Source organism: Pseudonocardia sp. HH130630-07, assembly GCF_001698125.1.
In the GTDB taxonomy this organism is placed as follows: Bacteria; Actinomycetota; Actinomycetes; order Mycobacteriales; family Pseudonocardiaceae; genus Pseudonocardia.
In genome coordinates this window covers 22448-40975 of sequence record NZ_CP013855.1, presented here as the reverse complement: position 1 = coordinate 40975, position 18528 = coordinate 22448, and the positions used below count along the sequence as shown (strand labels likewise).

Sequence of the window (18528 nt, the reverse complement as noted above, 5' to 3'; positions counted from 1 at the left end):
AGCTTCGAATCACTCAACGCCCGCTACCGCCGAGCGGTACGGGCGCGAGGGCATTTCCCCAGCGAGGCGGCCGCGTTGAAATGCCTGTACCTTGTGACCCGCAGCCTCGACCCGACCGGGCGAGGCCGCGCACGGTGGACGATCCGATGGAAGCCGGTGATCAACGCCTTCGCGATCACTTTCAGTGACCGCTGGCCATCCGCCGAGCACTACTGACCAACAACGCCGGAACCACCGTTCCTGTTACAGACCCAAAAACTTTTCCCGCAGGACGTGAATAAGCCTCTTTGGTGGGTGATTATTCCAGAACTGCTGGAATGATGGTTCCGGTGACGTCGCCGAATCCGATCCGTGTCCCGTCCGGGCCGGGTGCGGTAGCGGAGATGACAACTTCGTCTCCGTCGAGTAGGAAGGTGCGCTTCTCGCCTTTGACTGTGATTGGTTCGTGCCCGCCCCAGGTCAGCTCGATGAACGCGCCGCGCTGGTGGCGCTCGGGCCCGGAGATCGTGCCCGACGCGTAGAGGTCACCGGGGCGGGTGGAGGCGCCGTTGATGGTCAGGTGCGCCAGCATCTGCGCCGGGGACCAGTACATCTCGCGGTACGGCGGGCGAGCCACCTCCTCGCCGTTCCACTCGACGACGAGCTCGATGTCCAGGCTGGCGTCCGTCTCACCACGCAGGTAGGGCAGCGGCTTCGGGTCCTGGCCGGGCAGCGGGACGCGGGCGTCGCGCAGCGCGGCGAGCGGAACCACCCACGGCGAGACCGAGGTCGCGAAACTCTTGCCCAGATGCGGGCCGAGCGGCACGTATTCCCAGGCCTGCAGGTCGCGGGCGGACCAGTCGTTGACCAGGACCGCGCCGAATACGTGGTCGTCGAACGCGTCGACGCTGATCCGGGTGCCGAGCGCGGACCCGGTCCCGACGACGAAGCCGAGCTCGGCCTCGATGTCCAGGCGCTGCGCCGGACCGTAGGTAGGGACGTCGTCGGCCGGGGCCTTGCGCTGCCCGCACGGGCGGACGATCCCGGTCCCGGAGACGACGACGGTGCCGGCGCGGCCGTGGTAGCCGACGGGTAGGTGCTTCCAGTTTGACGTCAGCGGCTCGGAGTCCGGGCGGAATAGCTGTCCGAGGTTCGTGGCGTGGTGCTCGGAGGCGTAGAAGTCCACGTAGTCGCCGACGGTGAACGGCAGGTGCAGGGTCACCACAGCGACAGGGTGCACGGCGCGCTCTGGTATGTCACTGGCTGCGGCCTCGGTGATCGCGGCGCGGACGGCGGCCCAGCGGTCTCGGCCCTGGGCGAGGAACGGGTTCAGGGTGTCGGTGGCGAAGGTGGCGCGCTCGCCGGGCAGCAGTTCGGCGAGGTCGAGCACGGAGTCGCCGACACGCACCCCGACCCGTCGATCCCCTCCGTCGGGAGAGAACACACCGTAGGGCAGGTTCGCGAGGCCGAAGAGTGATCCCTCGGGGATCTCGACGGTCGTCATGTTGGGGATCCCTCCCGGTCGGGGACGGTGATCAGGCCGAGGGCGACGAGCTCGGCCAGCGGGTCGGTGACACTGCAGGTGCCGTAGGACACGACGGCGCGACGGACGGCGGAGACTTGCACCAGAGCGAGCTCGTCCAGTCGGGTGGCGAGACCGGGGCCGTCGCGGTCGGCGAGGGCGGCGGCCGCATCGGACCTGCCGCCGCCGTCGAGGAGGACGGAGGTGGCGAGCAGCAGGTTCAGGAACCCGTGTTGGTCAAACCCGGTCGTTGGGTCGGTGGTGCGGACGGCGTGGTGGAGCCCGGCGGTGGCCTTGAACGCCACCCCGGCCGCGACGGCGTCGGTGAGCGCGGCGGCCAGCTCGCCGACCGGCGGGTACAGCTCGGCCCACACCCCACCGGTGCGGAATTTAGCGCGCAGGCCGAGTTCGGCGACCCGCCGGAGCACCGCGGGGCCGGAGCCGTCGCGCGGGATCTCGACGTAGGCGTCGATCCCGGCGGCGGACCCGGCGATCTGGTCCACGGCGTCCACCGGGTCCGCCGCCGGGGCGACCGGCACCTCGACCGACCGCAGATCCACCGGCAGCCGGGCCGCGGTGGCGCGCACCGCGTCGAGACCGTCCGGGCCGCCGGGCAGCGTGACCGACAGCGGTAGCGTCGTCTCGGCCGGGACTAACGTGGCCAGCTCGGCGAGGGCGCCGTCGGGCAGGATGAGCGGGCCGACAAGCGCGGCATACCAGGCGTCGCGCCGATCCAGGTGGGCCCGCACCGCGGCCGGGAGCGATGCCGACCCGGGTGGGAAGACGGCCGCGTCGTCGCACAGGCCGGTGACCAGCGGGCCGATCACAACGGCGAACCCCGCCCGGCCCAGCTCCACGCGTACGACGGGTCCTCACAGGCCCGGCCGCCCTCACCGAGGGCCAGCGGCCGGAACGTGTCGACCATGACCGCGAGCTCGTCGAAGGACTCCGCGCCGAGCGCCCGCTCGACCGCGCCGGGCTGCGGGCCGTGGCTGTGCCCGCCCGGGTGCAGCGAGATCGACCCCTGCCCGATCCCGGAGCCCTTACGGGCCTCGTAGTCGCCGCCGCAGTAGAACATGACCTCGTCGGAGTCCACATTGGCGTGGTAATAGGGAACCGGCACGGCGAGCGGGTGGTAGTCGACCTTGCGCGGCACGAAGTTGCAGACCACGAAGCCGGAGCCCTCGAAGACCTGATGCGCCGGCGGCGGCTGGTGCACGCGACCGGTGATCGGCTCGAAGTCCGCGACGTTGAACGTGTATGGGTACAGGCAGCCGTCCCAGCCGACGACGTCGAACGGGTGCGTGGGCACCACGTAGCGGGTGCCGGTGATCCCGTCGGGCCCGCCGCGATGCTTCACCAGCACCTCGACGTCGGCCTGCTCGACGAGCAGCGGCGCGCCCGGTCCGTGCAGGTCTCGCTCGCAGTACGGGGCGTGCTCGAGCAGCTGGCCGTAGCGCGACAGGTACCGCTTGGGCGGGGCGATGTGCGACGACGCCTCGATCGCGTAGGCGCGCAGCGGCTCGGACCCGCTGGGGACCCAGCGGTGGGTCGTCGCCCGCGGGAGGACGACGTAGTCGCCCTGGACCACGTGCAGCGCGCCGAACACGGTCTCGACGATCGCCGACCCGGACTCCAGGTAGACAACCTCGTCGCCGACGGCGTTGCGGTAGAGCGGGCTGGTCTCCCTCGCGACGACGTAGGAGATCCGCACGTCGGCGTTGCCCAGCACCAGCCGGCGCCCGGTCACGACGTCGACCGACTTCCAGTCCGGGGTGCCGAGATCGTGCAGCCGCAGGTGGCGCGGGAGCAGCGGCCGGTTGTCGGTGAGCGACTGGTCGCCCGGGTCCCAGGGGGTGGCGTCGACGATCGCCGACGGGACGCCCGCGTGGTAGAGCAGCGAGGAGTCCGAGGAGAAGCCCTCCTCCCCCATCAGCTCCTCGTAGTAGAGCGTCCCGTCGGGGCGTCGATGCTGGGTGTGCCGCTTCGGCGGGACGTCACCAACATTCCGATAGAAACCCATCACAGCCTTCCCGCAACGCTAGACATCGTTCTGCTCTGCATCCATTTCCACTCATACATCTGGCCAAGCTGGCCGAATCGACTGCACGGAGCCATCGCCACACTACAGGAAGACATAACCCGGTGACTCAGAGAGCGGAGTCACCGGGTTCACATCCGATACAGATCTTGGTCAAGTGGCCGCACCATGGTATCTCGGTGAGCGAGGTCGGATGACGGCCAGGATGGCAGCAGCGCCCGCAGATAAAGCTGCGAAGATGATGAATCCGATGAGCGGATCAGATCCACCTACCACCGATCCGATGATAAGAGGGCCGACGATAGTTCCCAGCCGTCCGGCACCGAGGCTCCATCCCAGTGCACGCGCGCGCATGGTATCAGGATATGATGCACCGACGAAGGCATTAATGAGGATCTGCCCACCGTGCCCGCCTATCCCGGCGCAGACAATGGCGATGGATAGCAGTGGCTGCGGCAGCTGCATGGACAGTCCGAAGAGTGCCAGCGTGAGGCCGAAATAGGTACACACCACGACTGGCCGGTTACCCCAACGGTCGGTCGCAGCCGCGATGAACAACGAGCCGACCACGGCACCGAGATTCAAGGTCAGAAGAAATAGCAGACTCGATCCTAGTTCGTACCCTGCTTCGCTCATGATGCCAGGCAGCCAGGTAGCCAGCCCAAACCAGACGAACATCCCACAGAACGTCGCCGAGGCGAAGAGCAATGAAAATGCTCGAAATCGCGGCGCGAAAATGCCGCCTCTCTCACGTAGCGCTGACTCGGGCGCAATCTCATCGTTCACACTATCGTCTGCGACGAGATAATCTGATCCTTCTTTCCGGATAGCTCCACGGGTAAAAATATGTGATTCAGGCAGCCATCTTAACAGTACTGGAATCAGGAAAAGCCCCGGAACGAGCGATAAGAAAAACATCCATCGCCACCCCAGTGTCGGTAGCACGACAAGTCCGGTCAAGGCTGCTCCGACTCCGCCGAGCGGTACCCCGGACAGCATCACGGTGTAAGCCAAGGTGCGGTGGCGGGTAGTGGCGAATTCCATGGTTAACGCGGACGCCGCCGGTACCAGTGCACCGATTCCAATTCCAGTAAGGAGGCGTAGGAGTCCTAGAGAAACAGGACCTGCGGCGACGCCGCAGAGTGCGCCGAACAAGGTGAACGTTACGACAGAGCCGATGGCAATCGGGCGTCGCCCAAAACGGTCTGCGAGGGGACCAGAGGCCAAGGCGCCGATCATCGTTCCGACGAAGACTGCCGCGGCGACCATTCCGATCTCGCCCGTTCCATAACCGCTGTTCGGGTCACGCAGGAGGATCGGCACCACCGTGGAGAACGCGATGAGATCGTATCCCTCGATCACGACCATGGCCCAGCACAGCGCGGTTACGAGTAACGAGACTCGACCTGGTGAAGTTGCTGTGCGGTGTCGATGTGGTCGATAGGAGCGGCGACTGTTCGTCATGGATTCTCACCTCTCTCGTGCGGTTCGCGCCTCACGGTCTGGGGGTACTCGGAACATCGTCGCGACGGACGTGCGAATGTGATGTATCCGTCCAGGCCACCGCACCCACCAGTAGATGCGGTGCATTCGCCATAGTTCAAGAATTTTCTGTTCCATCATGACCACCGAGTCGAGCGGTCGGCTACTTGCGATTCCATGTGTCGACCCGCCTGTCGGGGCTGTATTTCTAAGGGCGCCCTTCGGGGATTTCTCGGTGCTGGGCACGTCTGTGCAACGCGTAATCCACGCTGACACGTCCGGGACCGGCTACCATCAGGAGCAACGTGGAAGCACAGACGACACCCGCCATCAGCCAGCTATCACCGCCGTTCATTATATCTGCTGCGTGGGCGAAGATCAGTGCGCCGAGCATATTTACGACGACGAGTCCTCCCCCGATGAGGGTAAGAAATCCGAGGGCAAGCGCGATCCCACCGAGAAATTCAACAGAAATCGCGAACGTAGCAGAGAGGGACGGTAGTGGGATTCCCATACGCCTGAACTCGACGACCGTGCCTGCGAAGCCGTTTTCGAAGAGCTTTTTGCTTGCCTGTCCGAGCAGGATCGTTGCCACGAGCAGACGCATGCACACCAGGACTGCATCTCGGGCGATGACCGGTAACGCAGGAGGAGTCATCATCGAACCCTTCTTCTTCCGCGTGACACGAGGAGGGCGTGCTATAATCGCACATGTAGTCTCGGAGAGCGAACAGACAGTAAGTTAGCGGTGTCGGAGAGGCACGTCAAGGCATCGTGGATGCAACGATGCTGTGGCGGCGCCCGTAGTATCGGAATGCGCGACGTTGGGGAGAGCTGGATGGTGCTACAGACGCTCGATCGAGGCCTGACGATCCTGCAGTTGCTCTCACACGAGCGATCTGCCGGCATGACGGTCGCGCAGCTCGCTGCTGAACTTGACGTGCACCGTGCAATCTGCTATCGATTGATCGGGACCCTCGACGCGCACGGTCTGACTGCTCGCACAGCTGACGGCCGAGTGAGGTTGGGGGCGGGAATCGCTGCTCTGGCAGCCAGCTATGAACCTCAGCTCCGGCGAGCAGCCGAACCCGTGCTCGCCGGGCTCGCCAAACAGACCACCGCCACGGCCTGTATCGCCGTAGCCCAGGGTGACGTCTGCATCTACATCATGAGCGTCGAATCCCCTGACGCGGTATTACACATGAGTCCCCGAGTGGGCAGCCGACACCCTCTGAGTATCGGAGCCGCCGGGATCGCGATCCTTGCCGCCCGACAACCTAGCGCTACAGATACCGACGCTGTAAACCTGGCCCGCCTCCAAGGCTACAGTATCACTTCCGGGCAACTCCAGATTGGGGCTACCGGAATCGCAGCAGCGATCCAGCCGAACCGTGCCGAAGACCTATCCGGCTGGAACGCCGAAGCGAGCGTCAGTGTCATCGGTACCGCCGAACTCAACATCCCCCATGCAGTGACAGCCGTCGCTGCAGCCGCCGACCACCTCACTCGCCTGGCAGCCACGTGAAACGCTATAGGGAGTGTTCGATCACGGGTGGATTGTACCAGGAGTGATACTGCTGCTTGTGAATCCGACCCTCACCTCGAAAATCTTTGAAGACGGTGCCACGGCAGGGGCGTTACTCATGGTGGCCGGTACTAGTGAGAAAACTGGCGTATAGACGTTGTGGTAGAGTGTATGAGTGAAGGAACGTCGACTCCCGCGTCGTGAGCTGCCAGAGATTCGTTCGCAGTTCGTGCGGATGGTGGATGACGGGATCGGGCGCGAGTCGATCATGTCGGCGCTACGGCTGAAGCGTGCCACGTACTTTCAATGGCGGCGTCTGTACCGGGAGGGCGGGGTGCAGGCGCTGGCCGTGAAGCCCTTGCCGGGGGCGAAATCGAAGCTGACTGAACAGCAGACATCGCAATTGCGGAGTTGGCTGGTCGGGCGTGATCCGCGCCAGTTCCAGTTCGACTTCGCGTTGTGGACCCGGGTGATCGTCGGTGAGTTGATGAAGACCCGGTTCGGGGTGGAGATGACCCCGCAGGGGATCGGGCAACTGCTGCGTCGTATCGGGCTGTCGCCGCAGCGACCGTTGTACCGGGCCAGTCAGCAGGACCCAGAAGCGGTCCGCCGGTGGCGAATCGAGGAGTTCCCCGCGATCCGGGCCCAAGCCCAGCGTGAGGGGGCTCAAGCTGTACTTCGGTGACGAGGCCGGCGTGCGAACCGACCATCACGCAGGTACGACGTGGGCGCCGGTCGGACAGACGCCGGTGGTGGAAGCGACCGCCGAGCGCGCCGGGTTCAACATGATCTCGGCTGTTACCCCACTCGGAGTACTTCATTTTGACGTATTCACCGGCCGGTTCGACGCCACCATCTTCGTTGAGTTCCTTAAGAAACTCATGCATGACGCCCCCGGCCCCGTGTTCCTGATCCTGGACAACCACTCCGTCCACAAGGCCCGCCTCGTCCGAGACTACGTCGCATCGCTCCGCGGCCGATTGAAGCTGTTCTTCCTCCCGCCGTACGCACCTGAACTCAACCCCGACGAGTGGGTATGGAAGAACGTCAAACACGATCAGGTCGGCCGCGCAGCCGTCACCCGACAATCGGAGTTCTTCGAGCTCGTGGTGCGCGCACTTGAACGCCTCCAGAGACTGCCCGACGTTGTCCGTGGCTTCTTCCGTGATCCATCGCTGGCCTACATCAGCGGATGATCAGTCCGCTCGCCAACTTTCCCTTTGGTATACCGACTACCTGCCCTCGGACGGGTTCACGGTGCTGAACACGATCTCCTCGATCGGTGCGTTCGTGCTCGGTGCGTCGACGCTGCCGTTCTTCTACAACGTGTTCAAGAGCTACCGGTACGGGCGGGTCTGCGAGGTCGACGACCCGTGGGGCTTCGGCAACTCGCTGGAGTGGGCGACCAGCTCGCCGCCGCCGCGGCACAACTTCACCGAGCTGCCCCGGATCCGGTCCGAGCGTCCGGCGTTCGACCTGCACTACCCGCACATGGTGCAGCGTGCCCGCGCGGAGGCCTACGTCGGCGGTAGAGCACACCCGAGTGAGGTACTGGCCCACGAGGTCGGCAAGGAGTCCATGCCGACCGACGACCCGAAGGAGAACTGAGAGGCGTGGAGGAGCAACGCCGGTCGACCAGCCCCGGGAGCGCGTCCGGGACCGTCGGGCACGACGGTGACACGGCCGGGCCGGTGGAGGTCCACGAACTCGCGATCGGAGGGATGACGTGCGCGGCCTGTGCCGGGCGGGTCGAGCGGAAGCTGAACCGGATCGACGGGGTGCAGGCAACGGTCAACCTCGCCACCGAGCATGCGCGGGTGGTCGCTCCGGCCGGCACCGGTGTGCGCGCGCTGGCCGACGCCGTGCAACGGTCGGGCTACACCACCCGCCCGATGAACGCGGTCGAGGCATCCGAGGGCGCCGGGGCCGCGTCCCGGACTCGTGACCTGCGACGTCGGCTGGCCGCCGCCGCGGTGCTCGCGATGCCGCTGGCGGACCTGTCGCTGGCGCTGTCGTTGTTCCCCGAGCTGCGCTTCCCGGGCTGGGAGTGGGCGTTCCTGTCGCTGGCGCTGCCGATGGTGCTCTGGTGCGGGTGGCCGTTCCACCGGGCGGCGTGGATCGCGGCCCGACACGGCGGTGCCACGATGGACACGCTGGTCTCGGTCGGCACCCTCGCCGCGACGGCATGGTCGTTGTGGATCATGCTGCGCGGCGGAGCCGCGCAGCCGGGATTCGGCACCGGTTGGGCGGCTCTGACCCGGACCGAGGACGCGCTCTACCTCGACGTCGCCGCGGTAGTGATCACCTTCCTGCTCGCCGGCCGCTACTTCGAAGCCCGGGCGAAACATTCGGCCGGGTCGGCGTTGCGGGCCCTGCTCGGCTGGGCGGCGAAGGACGTCGAGGTGGTGCGCGACGGCGAGACCGTCCGCGTATCAGTCGGCGAGCTTCGGGTCGAGGACCGCTTCACCGTCCGCCCCGGCGAGAAGGTGGCCGCCGACGGCGTCGTCGAGCGGGGGCGCTCCGCCGTGGACACCGCGGTGATCACCGGCGAGTCCGTGCCTCGAGAGATCGGCCCCGGTGACCCGGTCGTCGGCGGCACGATCAACACCGCAGGGCATCTGCTGGTCGTCGCGACACACGTCGGGGCCTCGACCCGGCTGGCCCGGATGACCCGACTGGTCGAACAGGCTCAGGACGGCAAGTCCGGTGCGCAGCGACTCGCCGATCGTGTGTCCGCCGTGTTCGTGCCCGCTGTCCTGGCCCTCGCCATGACCACGTTCGGCGGGTGGTTGGTGCTCGGCCCGTCCACCGCGGCCGCGATGACGGCCGCGCTGGCCGTGCTCGTCGTGGCCTGCCCGTGCGCCCTCGGCCTGGCCACCCCGACCGCTCTGCTGGTCGGCACCGGGCGCGGCGCGCGGCTCGGGGTGTTTCTGAAGGGACCGGAGGCACTGGAGTCGACCCGGCGCATCGACACCGTGGTATTCGACAAGACCGGCACCCTGACCGAGGGGAAACTTCAGCTCGACGCCGTGGTTCCGGCGCACGGAGAGCAGGCCGCCTCGGTGTTGCAGCACGCCGCGGCCGTCGAGCGTTCCTCCGAGCATCCGATCGCGGCCGCGCTGCTCGCGGCCGCACCCACGGTCGAGCGGGCCCGCGGGTTCACCGCAGTGGCCGGGCTCGGCGCCCGCAGCAGCGTCGACGGTGTCGAGGTACTCGTCGGCAGCCCCCGCATGCTCGCCGAACACGGGTACGAGATGCCCCACGAGCTCAGAACCGAGCAGAACCGAGCCGAACAGACGGGGGCCACCGTCGTCGCCGTCGGCTGGACGGGCCGGGTCCGGGGGCTCTGTACGGTCACCGACCGGATCCGGTCGAGCGCGCCGGCGGCTGTCGCGGCCTTATGCACGCTCGGAATCGAGCCGGTCATCGTGACCGGGGACAATCCGCGTAGTGCCGCTGCGGTGGCCGCGGCCGTCGGTGTCGACCGAGTGGTGTCCGAGGCGATGCCCGAAGACAAGGTCGACCGTGTCCGGCTGCTCCAGGAGGCCGGCCGCGCGGTCGCGGTCGTCGGCGACGGCATCAACGACGCCGCTGCGCTGGCCGCCGCGGACCTGGGGATCGCGGTCGGCAACGGCACCGACGTGGCCATCGAGGCTGCCGACGTCGTCCTCGGTCGTGACGACCTGGCCGCGGTGGCGGACGCGATCGAGCTGGCCCGTCGCACCCACGGCACGATCGTGAGCAACCTGCGGTGGGCGTTCGGCTACAACATCGCCGCGCTACCGCTGGCCGTGGCAGGCCTGCTGAGCCCCTTGATCGCCGGGCTGGCCATGGTGCTCTCGTCTGTTTTCGTGGTGTCGCAGACCCTGCGGCTGCGCCGGTTCGTCCCGTCCGGACAGATCAGGACCGCAGCGTGACCGCGGTGCAGCACCGACGCGGCGCAGCGGCCCGCGACCGCTGGTCCTGGCTGGCGTGGTGGCTGCCCGTCGCCGCGGTGACCGGTCTGGTGGCGGCCGCGGTGGCACCCGACATCGCCGTACTGTTCGGCTACCGTTCGCTCGGGCCGGCCGCGGCGATCGGCCAGCCGCTGGCTCGCACGCTCGCCGCGGGCGCGGCCTCGGTCGCTGCGGCCGGGCTGATCACCGCGGTGATCCACGCGCCGGGCCCCGGCCAAGGGGCGCTGAGCCGCACCGGATACGCGGCGATGCGGGTGGTGCGTCCAGCGACCGCGGTGTTCACCGTGGCCGCAGCCACGATCGCGGTGCTGACAGTCGCGGAGTCGACCGGGCTCAGTCCCGCTGCGCTGCTCTCCGACCCCCCGACCTTCCTGTTGGGCCTGGTCACGGTCGAGGCCGCGGCCGGCTGGGCCCTGGCCGCCGTGTTGCTGGCCCTCGTGGGGGTCGCCGCCGGCACCGTTCTCACCTGGCGGGGCGCGACCTGGCTGTTCGTCCTGTTCCTCGCCGGCCTCGTCGTCCCGCCCGCGACCGCGGTGTCGAACTCGGAGCGCTCGCACGACTGGTACGGCGATGCCGTCACCGGTCATGTCGTGGCGGCGACCCTGTGGATCGGCAGCGCGGTGGCGATCTGGTGGCTCGCGCGCCCCGGCCCGGTCGGTGAGATCGCATGGCGCCGCCATGGACGCCTTGCCACCGGTGCCGCGCTCACGCTCGTACTCAGCGGTGGGGTCCCGTTCGCCCTCGACGTCGGCCCCGACGGGCTGACCAGCGGGTACGGGCTTCTCGTCATCGGCAGCTCGGTGATGCTGGTCGCGGCACTCGTCGCGGTCGGGCTATGGCGAGGGGCTCCGGTCCGGATCCGTCTGGCGATCGAACTGGTGCTGCTCACCGCTGCGGCGGCCGCAGGGGCGGTGATGACCCGTCTGGTCCCGCCGCAGGCCCGGGTTCCGGAGGCACTCGACGCCGACAGGTTGGTGTTCCTGCTGGGCTACGAGCTGCCCGACCAGCTCGGCTGGCCCGAGCTCGCCGGGGTGTGGCGGATCGACCGCTCTTCGCCCCGGCCGCCGCAGTGGGCCTGGTCCTCTACGTGCGCACGGTCCGCCGCGTGCACCGATCCGGTGGCTCCTGGCCGGTGCACCGCACCATGCTGTGGATCGCCGGATGTGTCACGGTGCTCGTGGCGACCTCGTCAGGCATCGGCGCCTACTCGACCGCCGTCTTCGGCGTCCACCTGCTCGGACACGCGCTGCTGTCCACCGTCGCTCCGTTACTGCTCGTGGGGGGACATCCGCTCACGCTCGTCCGTGCAGGCGCGTCAACCGGAATGGTCGACCGGGTCACGGCTCTGACCACCGACGGCCCGCTGCAGTGGCTGCGCAACCCGGCGGCCGCGTGGTGCCTCGCCGCGGTCGCGTCGTTCGGCGTGTACGCCTCGGGCCTGTTCGAGGCCGTGGTGCTCGAGCACTGGTCGCATCCGGTCATGGACGCCGTGGCGCTGAGCACGGGGCTGCTGCTTTTCCGGTCGGTGCTCGGAGCACGCGAGGATGACCAGCCCGCCTTCGTCCGGCTCGGCATGCTGTTCGCCGTCATGATGCTGCACGCCGGTTTCGCGATCTGGCTGCTGCTGCGGGCCGAACCGGTGGCGGGACCGTTCTACGCCGCGCTCGCGATGCCCTTCGTCCCCGACCTGCTCACCGCGCAGCGTCAGGGCGCAGTGGTGGCCTGGGTGGTGTCCGATGTCGCGATGGTCGCGGCAGCCGCGGGCGTCGTCTGCTCGTGGGACCGAGAAGGCACGAGCCCGGCAGCTGCCCCGGAGGTGAGCTCATGATCGGCACCGTTCCGGCGGGCCTGCCCCCACAGGACCTTCCACCGCTGACGGCCGAGACGATGCTGCTGAGCTGGACCTTCGACCCGGTCGTCTTGGTGCCGCTGGTGCTCGCCGGCCTGCTCTACCTGTGGGGTGTCGGGAGGCTGCGGCGGCGGGGTGATGTGTGGCCACTGCGCCGTAGCACGTTGTTCGGGCTCGGACTCGCTCTGGCGGCCGTCGGGATGGCCTCGTCGCTCGGGGTCTATGATAGGGTGTTGTTCTCCGTGCCCGCTGTCCAGCACATGGTGTTGCAGATGATCGCACCGGTGGGGCTGGCGCTGGGCGCCCCGGTGAGCCTGGCACTGCGGGCGCTCCCGGTCTCGGCGCGACGGGTCCTGCTCGCGGTGCTGCACAGCCGGTGGAGCCGGGTCGTGTCCCATCCTGGGACCGCCTTCGCGATCTTCGCGATCACCCAGTTCGCGTTCTACTACACCCCGCTCTACGCGCTGTCGCTGACCGACATGTGGGTCCACGACTTCATGCACCTGCACTTCGTGGCTGTCGGGTTCCTGTTCTACTGGGCGCTGCTCGGGGTGGACCCGACCCCGCACCGAGTCCGGTTCAGCCTGAAGATGATCCTGGTCGTGGGTATGGGCCCGCTGCACATCCTGCTCGGCGTCCCGATCATGATGACGAGCACACTGTTCGCTGCGGAGTACTACACCTCTCTGGGCCGCGACTGGGGGCCCACGCTGCTCGACGACCAGCACCTGGGCGGCGCGATCCTCTGGGGGTTCGGCGACATCGCCGCCATCGGACTGATCGGGGCCTTCGCCCGGCAGTGGTTCGCCTGCGACGAACGCGCGGCACGCCGGACCGACCGTCAGCTCGACCGGCTCTACGGCGACGAGCCGACGCTTCGACCGTGGTGGCTGACCCGCGACGAGGACACCCCCGACGTCCTCGGGCCGCAACGGGACGGCTCGTGAGGTCTCAGTCGAACGAGACGTGCACGTGGTCCATGTGATTCGCGGTGGTCCCGCCCCGGTCTTCCTGCTGCTCCCAGCCGCTGCCGGTGTCGATGCGCTGCCGGTAGATCACATAGCTGATCCCGAGCTCGTCCATGTTCTGCCGGGCGTACTCGGCGAGTCGCTCACCGGTCGCGCGGTCGACCATGAAGTCCAACGCCTTGCCCTTCGGGTGGTCGGAGGCGTTGGCGCGGCCCGCGCCGCCGTAGACGGTGTCGACCCCGAACATGCAGCGCAGCGCTTCACCCGCGGTCGCGGTTCCGTCGGCGACGCCACCGAAACCCTCGGTGCCCGCAGCACAGCCACTCGGACCGCCTCCGGCCCCGGCTCTCTCCTGGTCCTCGGCGTCGTCGAGGCCCTGCGCGTCACGTCCGGCCTGCACCGCCTCGTCGACGGCAGAAGTGGCGGCTCCGGCGATCGCGTCGACGTCGATCGGCGGCGGGGGTTCGGCGAGGGCCCGGACCGCTCCGTCCGACGGCGTAGGGGCGGTTGCGGCCGGGAGCCGGGTCGCTGGGGACGGCAAGGATTCGCCGACCGGTGTGACGAACGCTTGGAGGGCGAGGTCTTCGACATGGACGGTGTCGTCGCCGAGGGCGACGTGTCCGGCGACGAGTCCACTGCCGGCCAGCGCCGAGGTCAGGATTCTGACGGCGCTGCCGCGGTGTCGGGTCGGATCGGGGCGGACAGCGGTGTCTCTGCTCACGTGGGCACGATGCGGTGCCGGGGAGCGCCGATCCCGTGCTGCCGCGATGGTGCCTCGACACAGTGAGCCTTTTTCAACCTGCCGTTCCGGCAGCTCAGGGGCCTGGTTGTGTGGGTGCAGACGCCGAGCTGGCGAGCCGGTGACCTGTGCAGCTGTGGTCAGAGCAGTTGCGCTGCAACCTTCGCGATCTCCTGACGCAGAAGCTCGCTGGTCAGGTTGAAAAAGGCTCAGTGGGTCGCCTCTCGTCGATCGGGACCGGCGGCGACCGCACGCGGGGGGAGCATGGGGGCGGGGCGCGCACGACCAGAAGCCGTTACCGTTCCGATACTCAGCTTATGCCGCAGACCTCGTAGGTCCGGCTATTCGGGAAACACCGACGGTGACCGGTCGCGAGGATGCTGCGAGCGGATCATCGTCTCGGTCCCCGCACGTGACCGATCGGGTGACGCGCAAGGACACATCGCCGTAGTATTAATGCAGATATTCGCATGTGTTGATGGAAGACAGTGATGGGCCACGGTCACGGGCACGGCACGCAGAACGCGACGACCGCCGGCCGTGCGTACACGAGACGGCTGGCGACGGCGCTGGTGTTCACCGGCGGCTACATGGTCGTGCAGATCGTCGTCGGCTTGGGGGCGGGGTCGCTGGCTCTGCTCTCCGATGCCGCGCACATGGGTACCGACGTGCTCGGGCTGGGGCTCGCGCTTGCGGCGGTCGTCCTGGCCAACCGTCCCGGCGCCACCCAACGCACCTACGGCAACTACCGGCTGGAAGTGCTCGCCGCTGTCGTCAACGGTCTCCTGCTCTTCGCCGCAGCCGCGTACGTGTTCGTGGAGGCGGTCCGGCGCCTGGCCGATCCCGCCGACGTCGCCGGTGTCCCGGTGCTAGTGCCTCGTCAGGCAATGTTGGGTAGGTAATCCGGCCTGCGGATCTTGGACTCGGGCGCGAAGTGTTTCTTGGGTCGGGCGTGGCGGTTGGCCCAGCGGATGTAGCCGGCGATCGCGGCTTCCTGGGCGGTGTGGGAGGGGTAGTCGCTGCCGTCGAGGGTGAAGTAGCGCAGCGCGGTGAACTCCGACTCGATCCAGTTCAGCCAGGACGCGTTCGTGGGGGTGAGCACCAGCTCGACGTCGTGGTCGTGGCACCAGTGCGCGACATCGGTGCGCAGGTGCGGGGAGAAGTTGTCGCAGACCACGTGCAGACCGCCGGTGGGGAAACGGCGGCGCAGCTGGCGGAGGAAGTCGAGGAACTCGCGGCCGCGTTTGCGGTCACGGAGCCGGTAGAACAGCTGCCCGGAGGCCAGGTCCAGACCGGCGAACATGTGCCGGACCCCGCTGTGACGGCTATAGGTGGCCCGTAGCCGGGCCGGGCGCGAGCCTGTCACGGTTCCCGTGTAAGCCACGGGTGACTGATGTGGTTAAGCTATCACAGAGGAAGTCGTCCAGGGAAGAGGACGACCAGGGTGTTCAGGGCTGTTTTCCAGCCATGTGTTCCGGTTCCGGACTCACCTCCTCTCTTGCTCGGAATGTTCCGCAGGCCGAGGTAGAGTAGCTTCATCGCCGCCTCGTCCGACGGGAAGTGCCCGCGAGTCTTTGTGATTTTCCGGAGTTGGAAGTTGATGGATTCGATGGTGTTGGTGGTGTAGACGATCCGCCGTAGTTCGGGCGGGTAGTCGAGGAACGGAATGAACTCGTTCCACGCACGACGCCAGACGTCGAGCACTCCCGGGTACTGTCGTCCCCACTCGGTGTCAAGATCCTTCAGGGCGAGCTCGGCGGCCTCGACGGTGGGCGCGGTGTAGATCGTCTTCATGGACTTCACGATCTTCTTCCGGTCCTGGTAGGACACGAACCGCATCGCGTTGCGGATCACGTGCACCACGCATGTCTGGACGACGGCGTCGGGGAAGACGCTGGTGATGGCTTCAGGAAGACCACTCAGGCCATCGCAGCAGGCGATCAGGATGTCGCGCAGCCCGCGGTTGCGCAGCTGGGTGAGCACCGCGTGCCAGAACTTCGCGCCCTCGGTCTCGGCGATCCAGCAGCCCAGCGCGTGCTTGCGGCCCTCGACGTCCACGCCGATGACCAGGTGCGCGCTCTTGATCGTGACCGCGGCCTTGTCCCGGATCTTGATTCGGATACCGTCGATATAGACGATCGGGTAGACCTCGTCGACCGGCCGATTCCGCCAGATCTCGATCTCGTCGGTCACCACATCGGTGATGTTCGAGATCAGTTCCCGTGACGCCTCCACCCCGTACACTTCGAGCAGGTGCGCTTCGATGTCGCGGGTCGACATTCCGCGGGCGTAACAGGAGAGCACCAGCTCGTCGATCTGGCCGACCCGACGGGCGCGTTTCGGCACGATCTGCGGCTCGAACTCGCCATTCCGGTCCCGCGGCACGCTGATCGTCACCGGCCCGTTCGTGGTCGACACCTTCTTGGTAGCGCTGCCATTACGCGAATTGCCGGTACCGTGTCCGGCGGGGTCGTCGCGGTCATAGCCGAGGTGGTGGGTCATCTCGGTCTGCAGCGACCGTTCGAGCACGGCCTTGGTCATCTGGTTGAGCAGTCCGTCGACGCCGTCGATCGGGGTACCGGCGGCCTTCGCATCGGCCAACAGCGCGTCGATCGCCGACGGGTCGAGCGCCTCGGCAAGCCGGCGGGCAGCCGCGGTCTCACCGTCGGGATCGGGTTGGTTCTCGCTCACGTGGGTGTCCCTCCCGACCGCCGTGTTGATCACTGCGGTCGATCTTGGTCCACCCGCGGCTTACACGGCTCGCGTGACACGCCCAGGCCAGCACGATCCCCGCCCGCCGCAACCGGACCCGGTCCCGCGCCGTGCGCGTGATCCTGACCAATCGCTGGGCCTCGTCCGGGGTCAGTCCCCGGACGAACACCTCCGGCTGTCGCGCCACGGCCATCACCTCCGGCGCACAGCCTCCTGCGCCAGACCGGGACGGATCAAGCCGACACGATTACGTCCCCCACGTTCCCGGACGCGGCACTGGGTCTGTAACAGGAACGGTGGTTCCGGCGTTGTTGGTCAGTAGTGCTCGGCGGACGGCCAGCGGTCACTGAAAGTGATCGCGAAGGCGTTGATCACCGGCTTCCATCGGATCGTCCACCGTGCGCGGCCTCGCCCGGTCGGGTCGAGGCTGCGGGTCACAAGGTACAGGCATTTCAACGCGGCCGCCTCGCTGGGGAAATGCCCTCGCGCCCGTACCGCTCGGCGGTAGCGGGCGTTGAGTGATTCGAAGCTCTCTTGTCAAGCAGCAGCTGCGGAGCTGGTCGGTGTGGTCGCCGTGGAGCGTCTTGCGTCGGTCCACATGTGTCTGATGATGATGTTCGCGAGCTGCCGCTTGTGGCTTCGCCGAGCCTCACGTTTTGTCTTGTTGTCGGTGACCCGTTTCGCCATGTACTCTTTCGCCGGCGGGTGGCATCGGACTTGCGTGACGTGCACGATGTGCAGAATAGAGTTGACAGCTCGATTGCCGCCGAGGTCGAGTCGGTGCCGACGGGCCGGCCCGTGACCTTCACCCGACGAGAGGGCGACGGGCGCGATTCCGCACCAGCGTGCAAACTGGGCCTCGGTCGTGAACCGGCACGGATCGCCGATCTCGACCAGAAGATCCATGGCTGTGACCACGCCGACACCGCGGACCTCTGTGAGGGTGCAGCCAAGGTCGCTGAGGAGGGCGGGAATCTGTCGGTCGAGTTCCTTGATCCGCGCCGTCAGGGTGATGATGTCGTTCAGGCTGGCCGCGAGCCGGTCGAGCTTGAGCCGCTCGGCTGGGCTGAGCAGATCGGGGTTCGCGACGCCGTCGACCAGGGACTGGAGCTGCGGGAGAACGCGGCTGGTCGAGGGCAACGTGGCGCGGATGGCGACGGGGAGCGTGACGAGTACTGCTTCGGACTCGGTGAGCAGCCGAACACGCTGCAGGACAAGAGATTCACGCCAGTCGCGGATCACCGTGAGCGTCTGCCATGTCGGGCTGGGCGCGGTGTGCTTCCCGGCCGGAGGCAGCTCGGGGTCGCTGAGGGCCTCTCGGGCGATGGCCTCCGCGTCCTCGGCGTCGGTCTTGGCCCGACGACGACGCTTACGCCGCTCCGCGGTGCGGTTGGCTTGGACTTCGCGCACGTCGTAACCCGCGGCCGCGAGCGCGAGGACCAGCGGCTGGCCGAGAAATCCCGATCCTTCGATGCCGATCCGGTCGATCGTCAGCTCGACACCGAGCAGGAACGTCAGCAGCTCATCGATACCGCCCTTGGTGATGGAGAAGGACTTGTTGTCGACCACGCCGCCTCGATGATCGAGGACTGCGATGGTAGCCGTATTCTTGTGAGGATCGATCCCCGCGACACCGTGTTCGTGCGTCAACACTTGTTCCCGTCTGCGTGGCCTATCGTGGACAGCGCAGGCCCGCGGTGTCGGCAGATCTGGGTTGAGTCAGGCAGGCTCTCTTCAAGCCAGGCACCGCGGGCC

Annotated in this window: 17 protein-coding genes and 3 pseudogenes; 9 read left to right on the top strand and 11 right to left on the bottom strand. The window is 67.5% G+C overall.

Translation table 11 applies throughout. The features are described 5' to 3' along the window. Nucleotides 1-216: pseudogene (locus AFB00_RS33685) on the top strand (transposase); the annotation flags it as partial. Nucleotides 217-298: 82 nt separating this feature from the next. Here the strand turns inward: AFB00_RS33685 and fahA are convergent. From fahA to AFB00_RS32565, 5 genes are all read right to left on the bottom strand, one after another. After that, nucleotides 299-1483 carry a fumarylacetoacetase gene (fahA, locus tag AFB00_RS29365; protein WP_060715145.1) on the bottom strand — a complete coding sequence of 395 codons (1185 nt, stop codon included), beginning with the start codon at nucleotides 1481-1483 and terminating at the stop codon, nucleotides 299-301. Next, the gene (locus tag AFB00_RS29360; protein WP_197520027.1) at nucleotides 1480-2358 is read right to left on the bottom strand and encodes a hypothetical protein; all 879 of its coding nucleotides are present in this window, start codon (nucleotides 2356-2358) and stop codon (nucleotides 1480-1482) included. The genes fahA and AFB00_RS29360 overlap by 4 nt, the downstream gene beginning before the upstream one ends. Beyond that, on the bottom strand, nucleotides 2325-3524 hold the full coding sequence (locus AFB00_RS29355) for a homogentisate 1,2-dioxygenase (RefSeq protein ID WP_068800817.1): 1200 nt from the start codon (nucleotides 3522-3524) through the stop codon (nucleotides 2325-2327). Before AFB00_RS29355 ends, AFB00_RS29360 begins: the two co-directional genes overlap by 34 nt. A 171-nt stretch (nucleotides 3525-3695) precedes the next feature. Then, entirely contained in the window at nucleotides 3696-4910 is a 1215-nt protein-coding gene (locus AFB00_RS32570) for an MFS transporter (protein ID WP_168169626.1), read from the bottom strand. Between the two features lie 322 nt (nucleotides 4911-5232). Continuing rightward, a complete protein-coding gene (locus tag AFB00_RS32565) occupies nucleotides 5233-5631 on the bottom strand; it encodes a DoxX family protein (protein WP_168169625.1) in 399 nt (132 codons plus the stop codon). 231 nt (nucleotides 5632-5862) lie between these two features. Between AFB00_RS32565 and AFB00_RS32560 the strand changes: the two genes are divergently transcribed. The 5 genes and pseudogenes from AFB00_RS32560 (at nucleotide 5863) to AFB00_RS29340 (ending at nucleotide 10466) form a co-directional block, all read left to right on the top strand. After that, nucleotides 5863-6549: an IclR family transcriptional regulator domain-containing protein gene (locus AFB00_RS32560; RefSeq protein WP_156819894.1), complete on the top strand. Its 687-nt coding sequence runs from the start codon at nucleotides 5863-5865 to the stop codon at nucleotides 6547-6549. 175 nt (nucleotides 6550-6724) lie between these two features. After that, a complete protein-coding gene (locus AFB00_RS32555) occupies nucleotides 6725-7234 on the top strand; it encodes a winged helix-turn-helix domain-containing protein (RefSeq protein WP_156819893.1) in 510 nt (169 codons plus the stop codon). Next, on the top strand, nucleotides 7206-7745 hold the full coding sequence (locus AFB00_RS32550) for an IS630 family transposase (RefSeq protein WP_083276202.1): 540 nt from the start codon (nucleotides 7206-7208) through the stop codon (nucleotides 7743-7745). Before AFB00_RS32555 ends, AFB00_RS32550 begins: the two co-directional genes overlap by 29 nt. 28 nt (nucleotides 7746-7773) lie before the next feature. Further along, nucleotides 7774-8157: pseudogene (locus AFB00_RS29345) on the top strand (cytochrome ubiquinol oxidase subunit I); the annotation flags it as partial. 5 nt (nucleotides 8158-8162) lie between these two features. Further along, a complete protein-coding gene (locus tag AFB00_RS29340) occupies nucleotides 8163-10466 on the top strand; it encodes a heavy metal translocating P-type ATPase (RefSeq protein ID WP_335726596.1) in 2304 nt (767 codons plus the stop codon). A 130-nt stretch (nucleotides 10467-10596) separates the two neighbouring features. Here the strand turns inward: AFB00_RS29340 and AFB00_RS33680 are convergent, their stop codons facing one another. Beyond that, nucleotides 10597-10803 carry a hypothetical protein gene (locus AFB00_RS33680; RefSeq protein ID WP_197520026.1) on the bottom strand — a complete coding sequence of 69 codons (207 nt, stop codon included), beginning with the start codon at nucleotides 10801-10803 and terminating at the stop codon, nucleotides 10597-10599. 369 nt (nucleotides 10804-11172) lie between these two features. Here AFB00_RS33680 and AFB00_RS32540 point away from each other — a divergent pair, with 369 nt between their 5' ends. Further along, complete coding sequence (locus AFB00_RS32540) at nucleotides 11173-12333, top strand: cytochrome c oxidase assembly protein (protein WP_083276200.1); 1161 nt, start codon at nucleotides 11173-11175, stop codon at nucleotides 12331-12333. Continuing rightward, nucleotides 12330-13301, top strand: a complete 972-nt coding sequence (locus AFB00_RS29325; protein ID WP_068800813.1) for a cytochrome c oxidase assembly protein — start codon at nucleotides 12330-12332, stop codon at nucleotides 13299-13301. Before AFB00_RS32540 ends, AFB00_RS29325 begins: the two co-directional genes overlap by 4 nt. 4 nt (nucleotides 13302-13305) lie before the next feature. Here AFB00_RS29325 and AFB00_RS29320 read toward each other — a convergent pair whose 3' ends face one another. Beyond that, complete coding sequence (locus tag AFB00_RS29320; protein ID WP_068800812.1) at nucleotides 13306-14043, bottom strand: hypothetical protein; 738 nt, start codon at nucleotides 14041-14043, stop codon at nucleotides 13306-13308. A gap of 509 nt (nucleotides 14044-14552) precedes the next feature. Between AFB00_RS29320 and AFB00_RS29315 the strand changes: the two genes are divergently transcribed. Continuing rightward, nucleotides 14553-14963, top strand: coding sequence for a cation diffusion facilitator family transporter (locus AFB00_RS29315; protein WP_083276241.1), 411 nt, complete (start codon nucleotides 14553-14555; stop codon nucleotides 14961-14963). Here the strand turns inward: AFB00_RS29315 and AFB00_RS29310 are convergent. The 4 genes and pseudogenes from AFB00_RS29310 to AFB00_RS29300 form a co-directional block, all read right to left on the bottom strand. Further along, nucleotides 14942-15427: a transposase gene (locus tag AFB00_RS29310; RefSeq protein WP_335726595.1), complete on the bottom strand. Its 486-nt coding sequence runs from the start codon at nucleotides 15425-15427 to the stop codon at nucleotides 14942-14944. The two genes, AFB00_RS29315 and AFB00_RS29310, sit on opposite strands and share 22 nt — an antisense overlap. A gap of 41 nt (nucleotides 15428-15468) precedes the next feature. Further along, nucleotides 15469-16752 carry an IS256 family transposase gene (locus tag AFB00_RS29305; protein WP_068796251.1) on the bottom strand — a complete coding sequence of 428 codons (1284 nt, stop codon included), beginning with the start codon at nucleotides 16750-16752 and terminating at the stop codon, nucleotides 15469-15471. A gap of 336 nt (nucleotides 16753-17088) precedes the next feature. Further along, a pseudogene (locus AFB00_RS33675) lies at nucleotides 17089-17304 on the bottom strand (transposase); the annotation flags it as partial. A gap of 6 nt (nucleotides 17305-17310) precedes the next feature. Then, entirely contained in the window at nucleotides 17311-18426 is a 1116-nt protein-coding gene (locus AFB00_RS29300; protein WP_083275685.1) for an IS110 family transposase, read from the bottom strand. Between the last annotated feature and the right edge of the window lie 102 nt (nucleotides 18427-18528).

What these genes read in the sequence shown, in the direction of transcription:
- fahA (WP_060715145.1), bottom strand. Translation starts at nt 1,483, where the DNA reads ATGACGACCGTCGAGATCCCCGAGGGATCACTCTTCGGCCTCGCGAAC.
- AFB00_RS29355 (WP_068800817.1), bottom strand. Translation starts at nt 3,524, where the DNA reads ATGGGTTTCTATCGGAATGTTGGTGACGTCCCGCCGAAGCGGCACACC.
- AFB00_RS32570 (WP_168169626.1), bottom strand. Translation starts at nt 4,910, where the DNA reads ATGGTCGTGATCGAGGGATACGATCTCATCGCGTTCTCCACGGTGGTG.
- AFB00_RS32565 (WP_168169625.1), bottom strand. Translation starts at nt 5,631, where the DNA reads ATGCGTCTGCTCGTGGCAACGATCCTGCTCGGACAGGCAAGCAAAAAG.
- AFB00_RS32560 (WP_156819894.1), top strand. Translation starts at nt 5,863, where the DNA reads ATGGTGCTACAGACGCTCGATCGAGGCCTGACGATCCTGCAGTTGCTC.
- AFB00_RS32540 (WP_083276200.1), top strand. Translation starts at nt 11,173, where the DNA reads ATGGCGCCGCCATGGACGCCTTGCCACCGGTGCCGCGCTCACGCTCGT.
- AFB00_RS29325 (WP_068800813.1), top strand. Translation starts at nt 12,330, where the DNA reads ATGATCGGCACCGTTCCGGCGGGCCTGCCCCCACAGGACCTTCCACCG.
- AFB00_RS29315 (WP_083276241.1), top strand. Translation starts at nt 14,553, where the DNA reads ATGGGCCACGGTCACGGGCACGGCACGCAGAACGCGACGACCGCCGGC.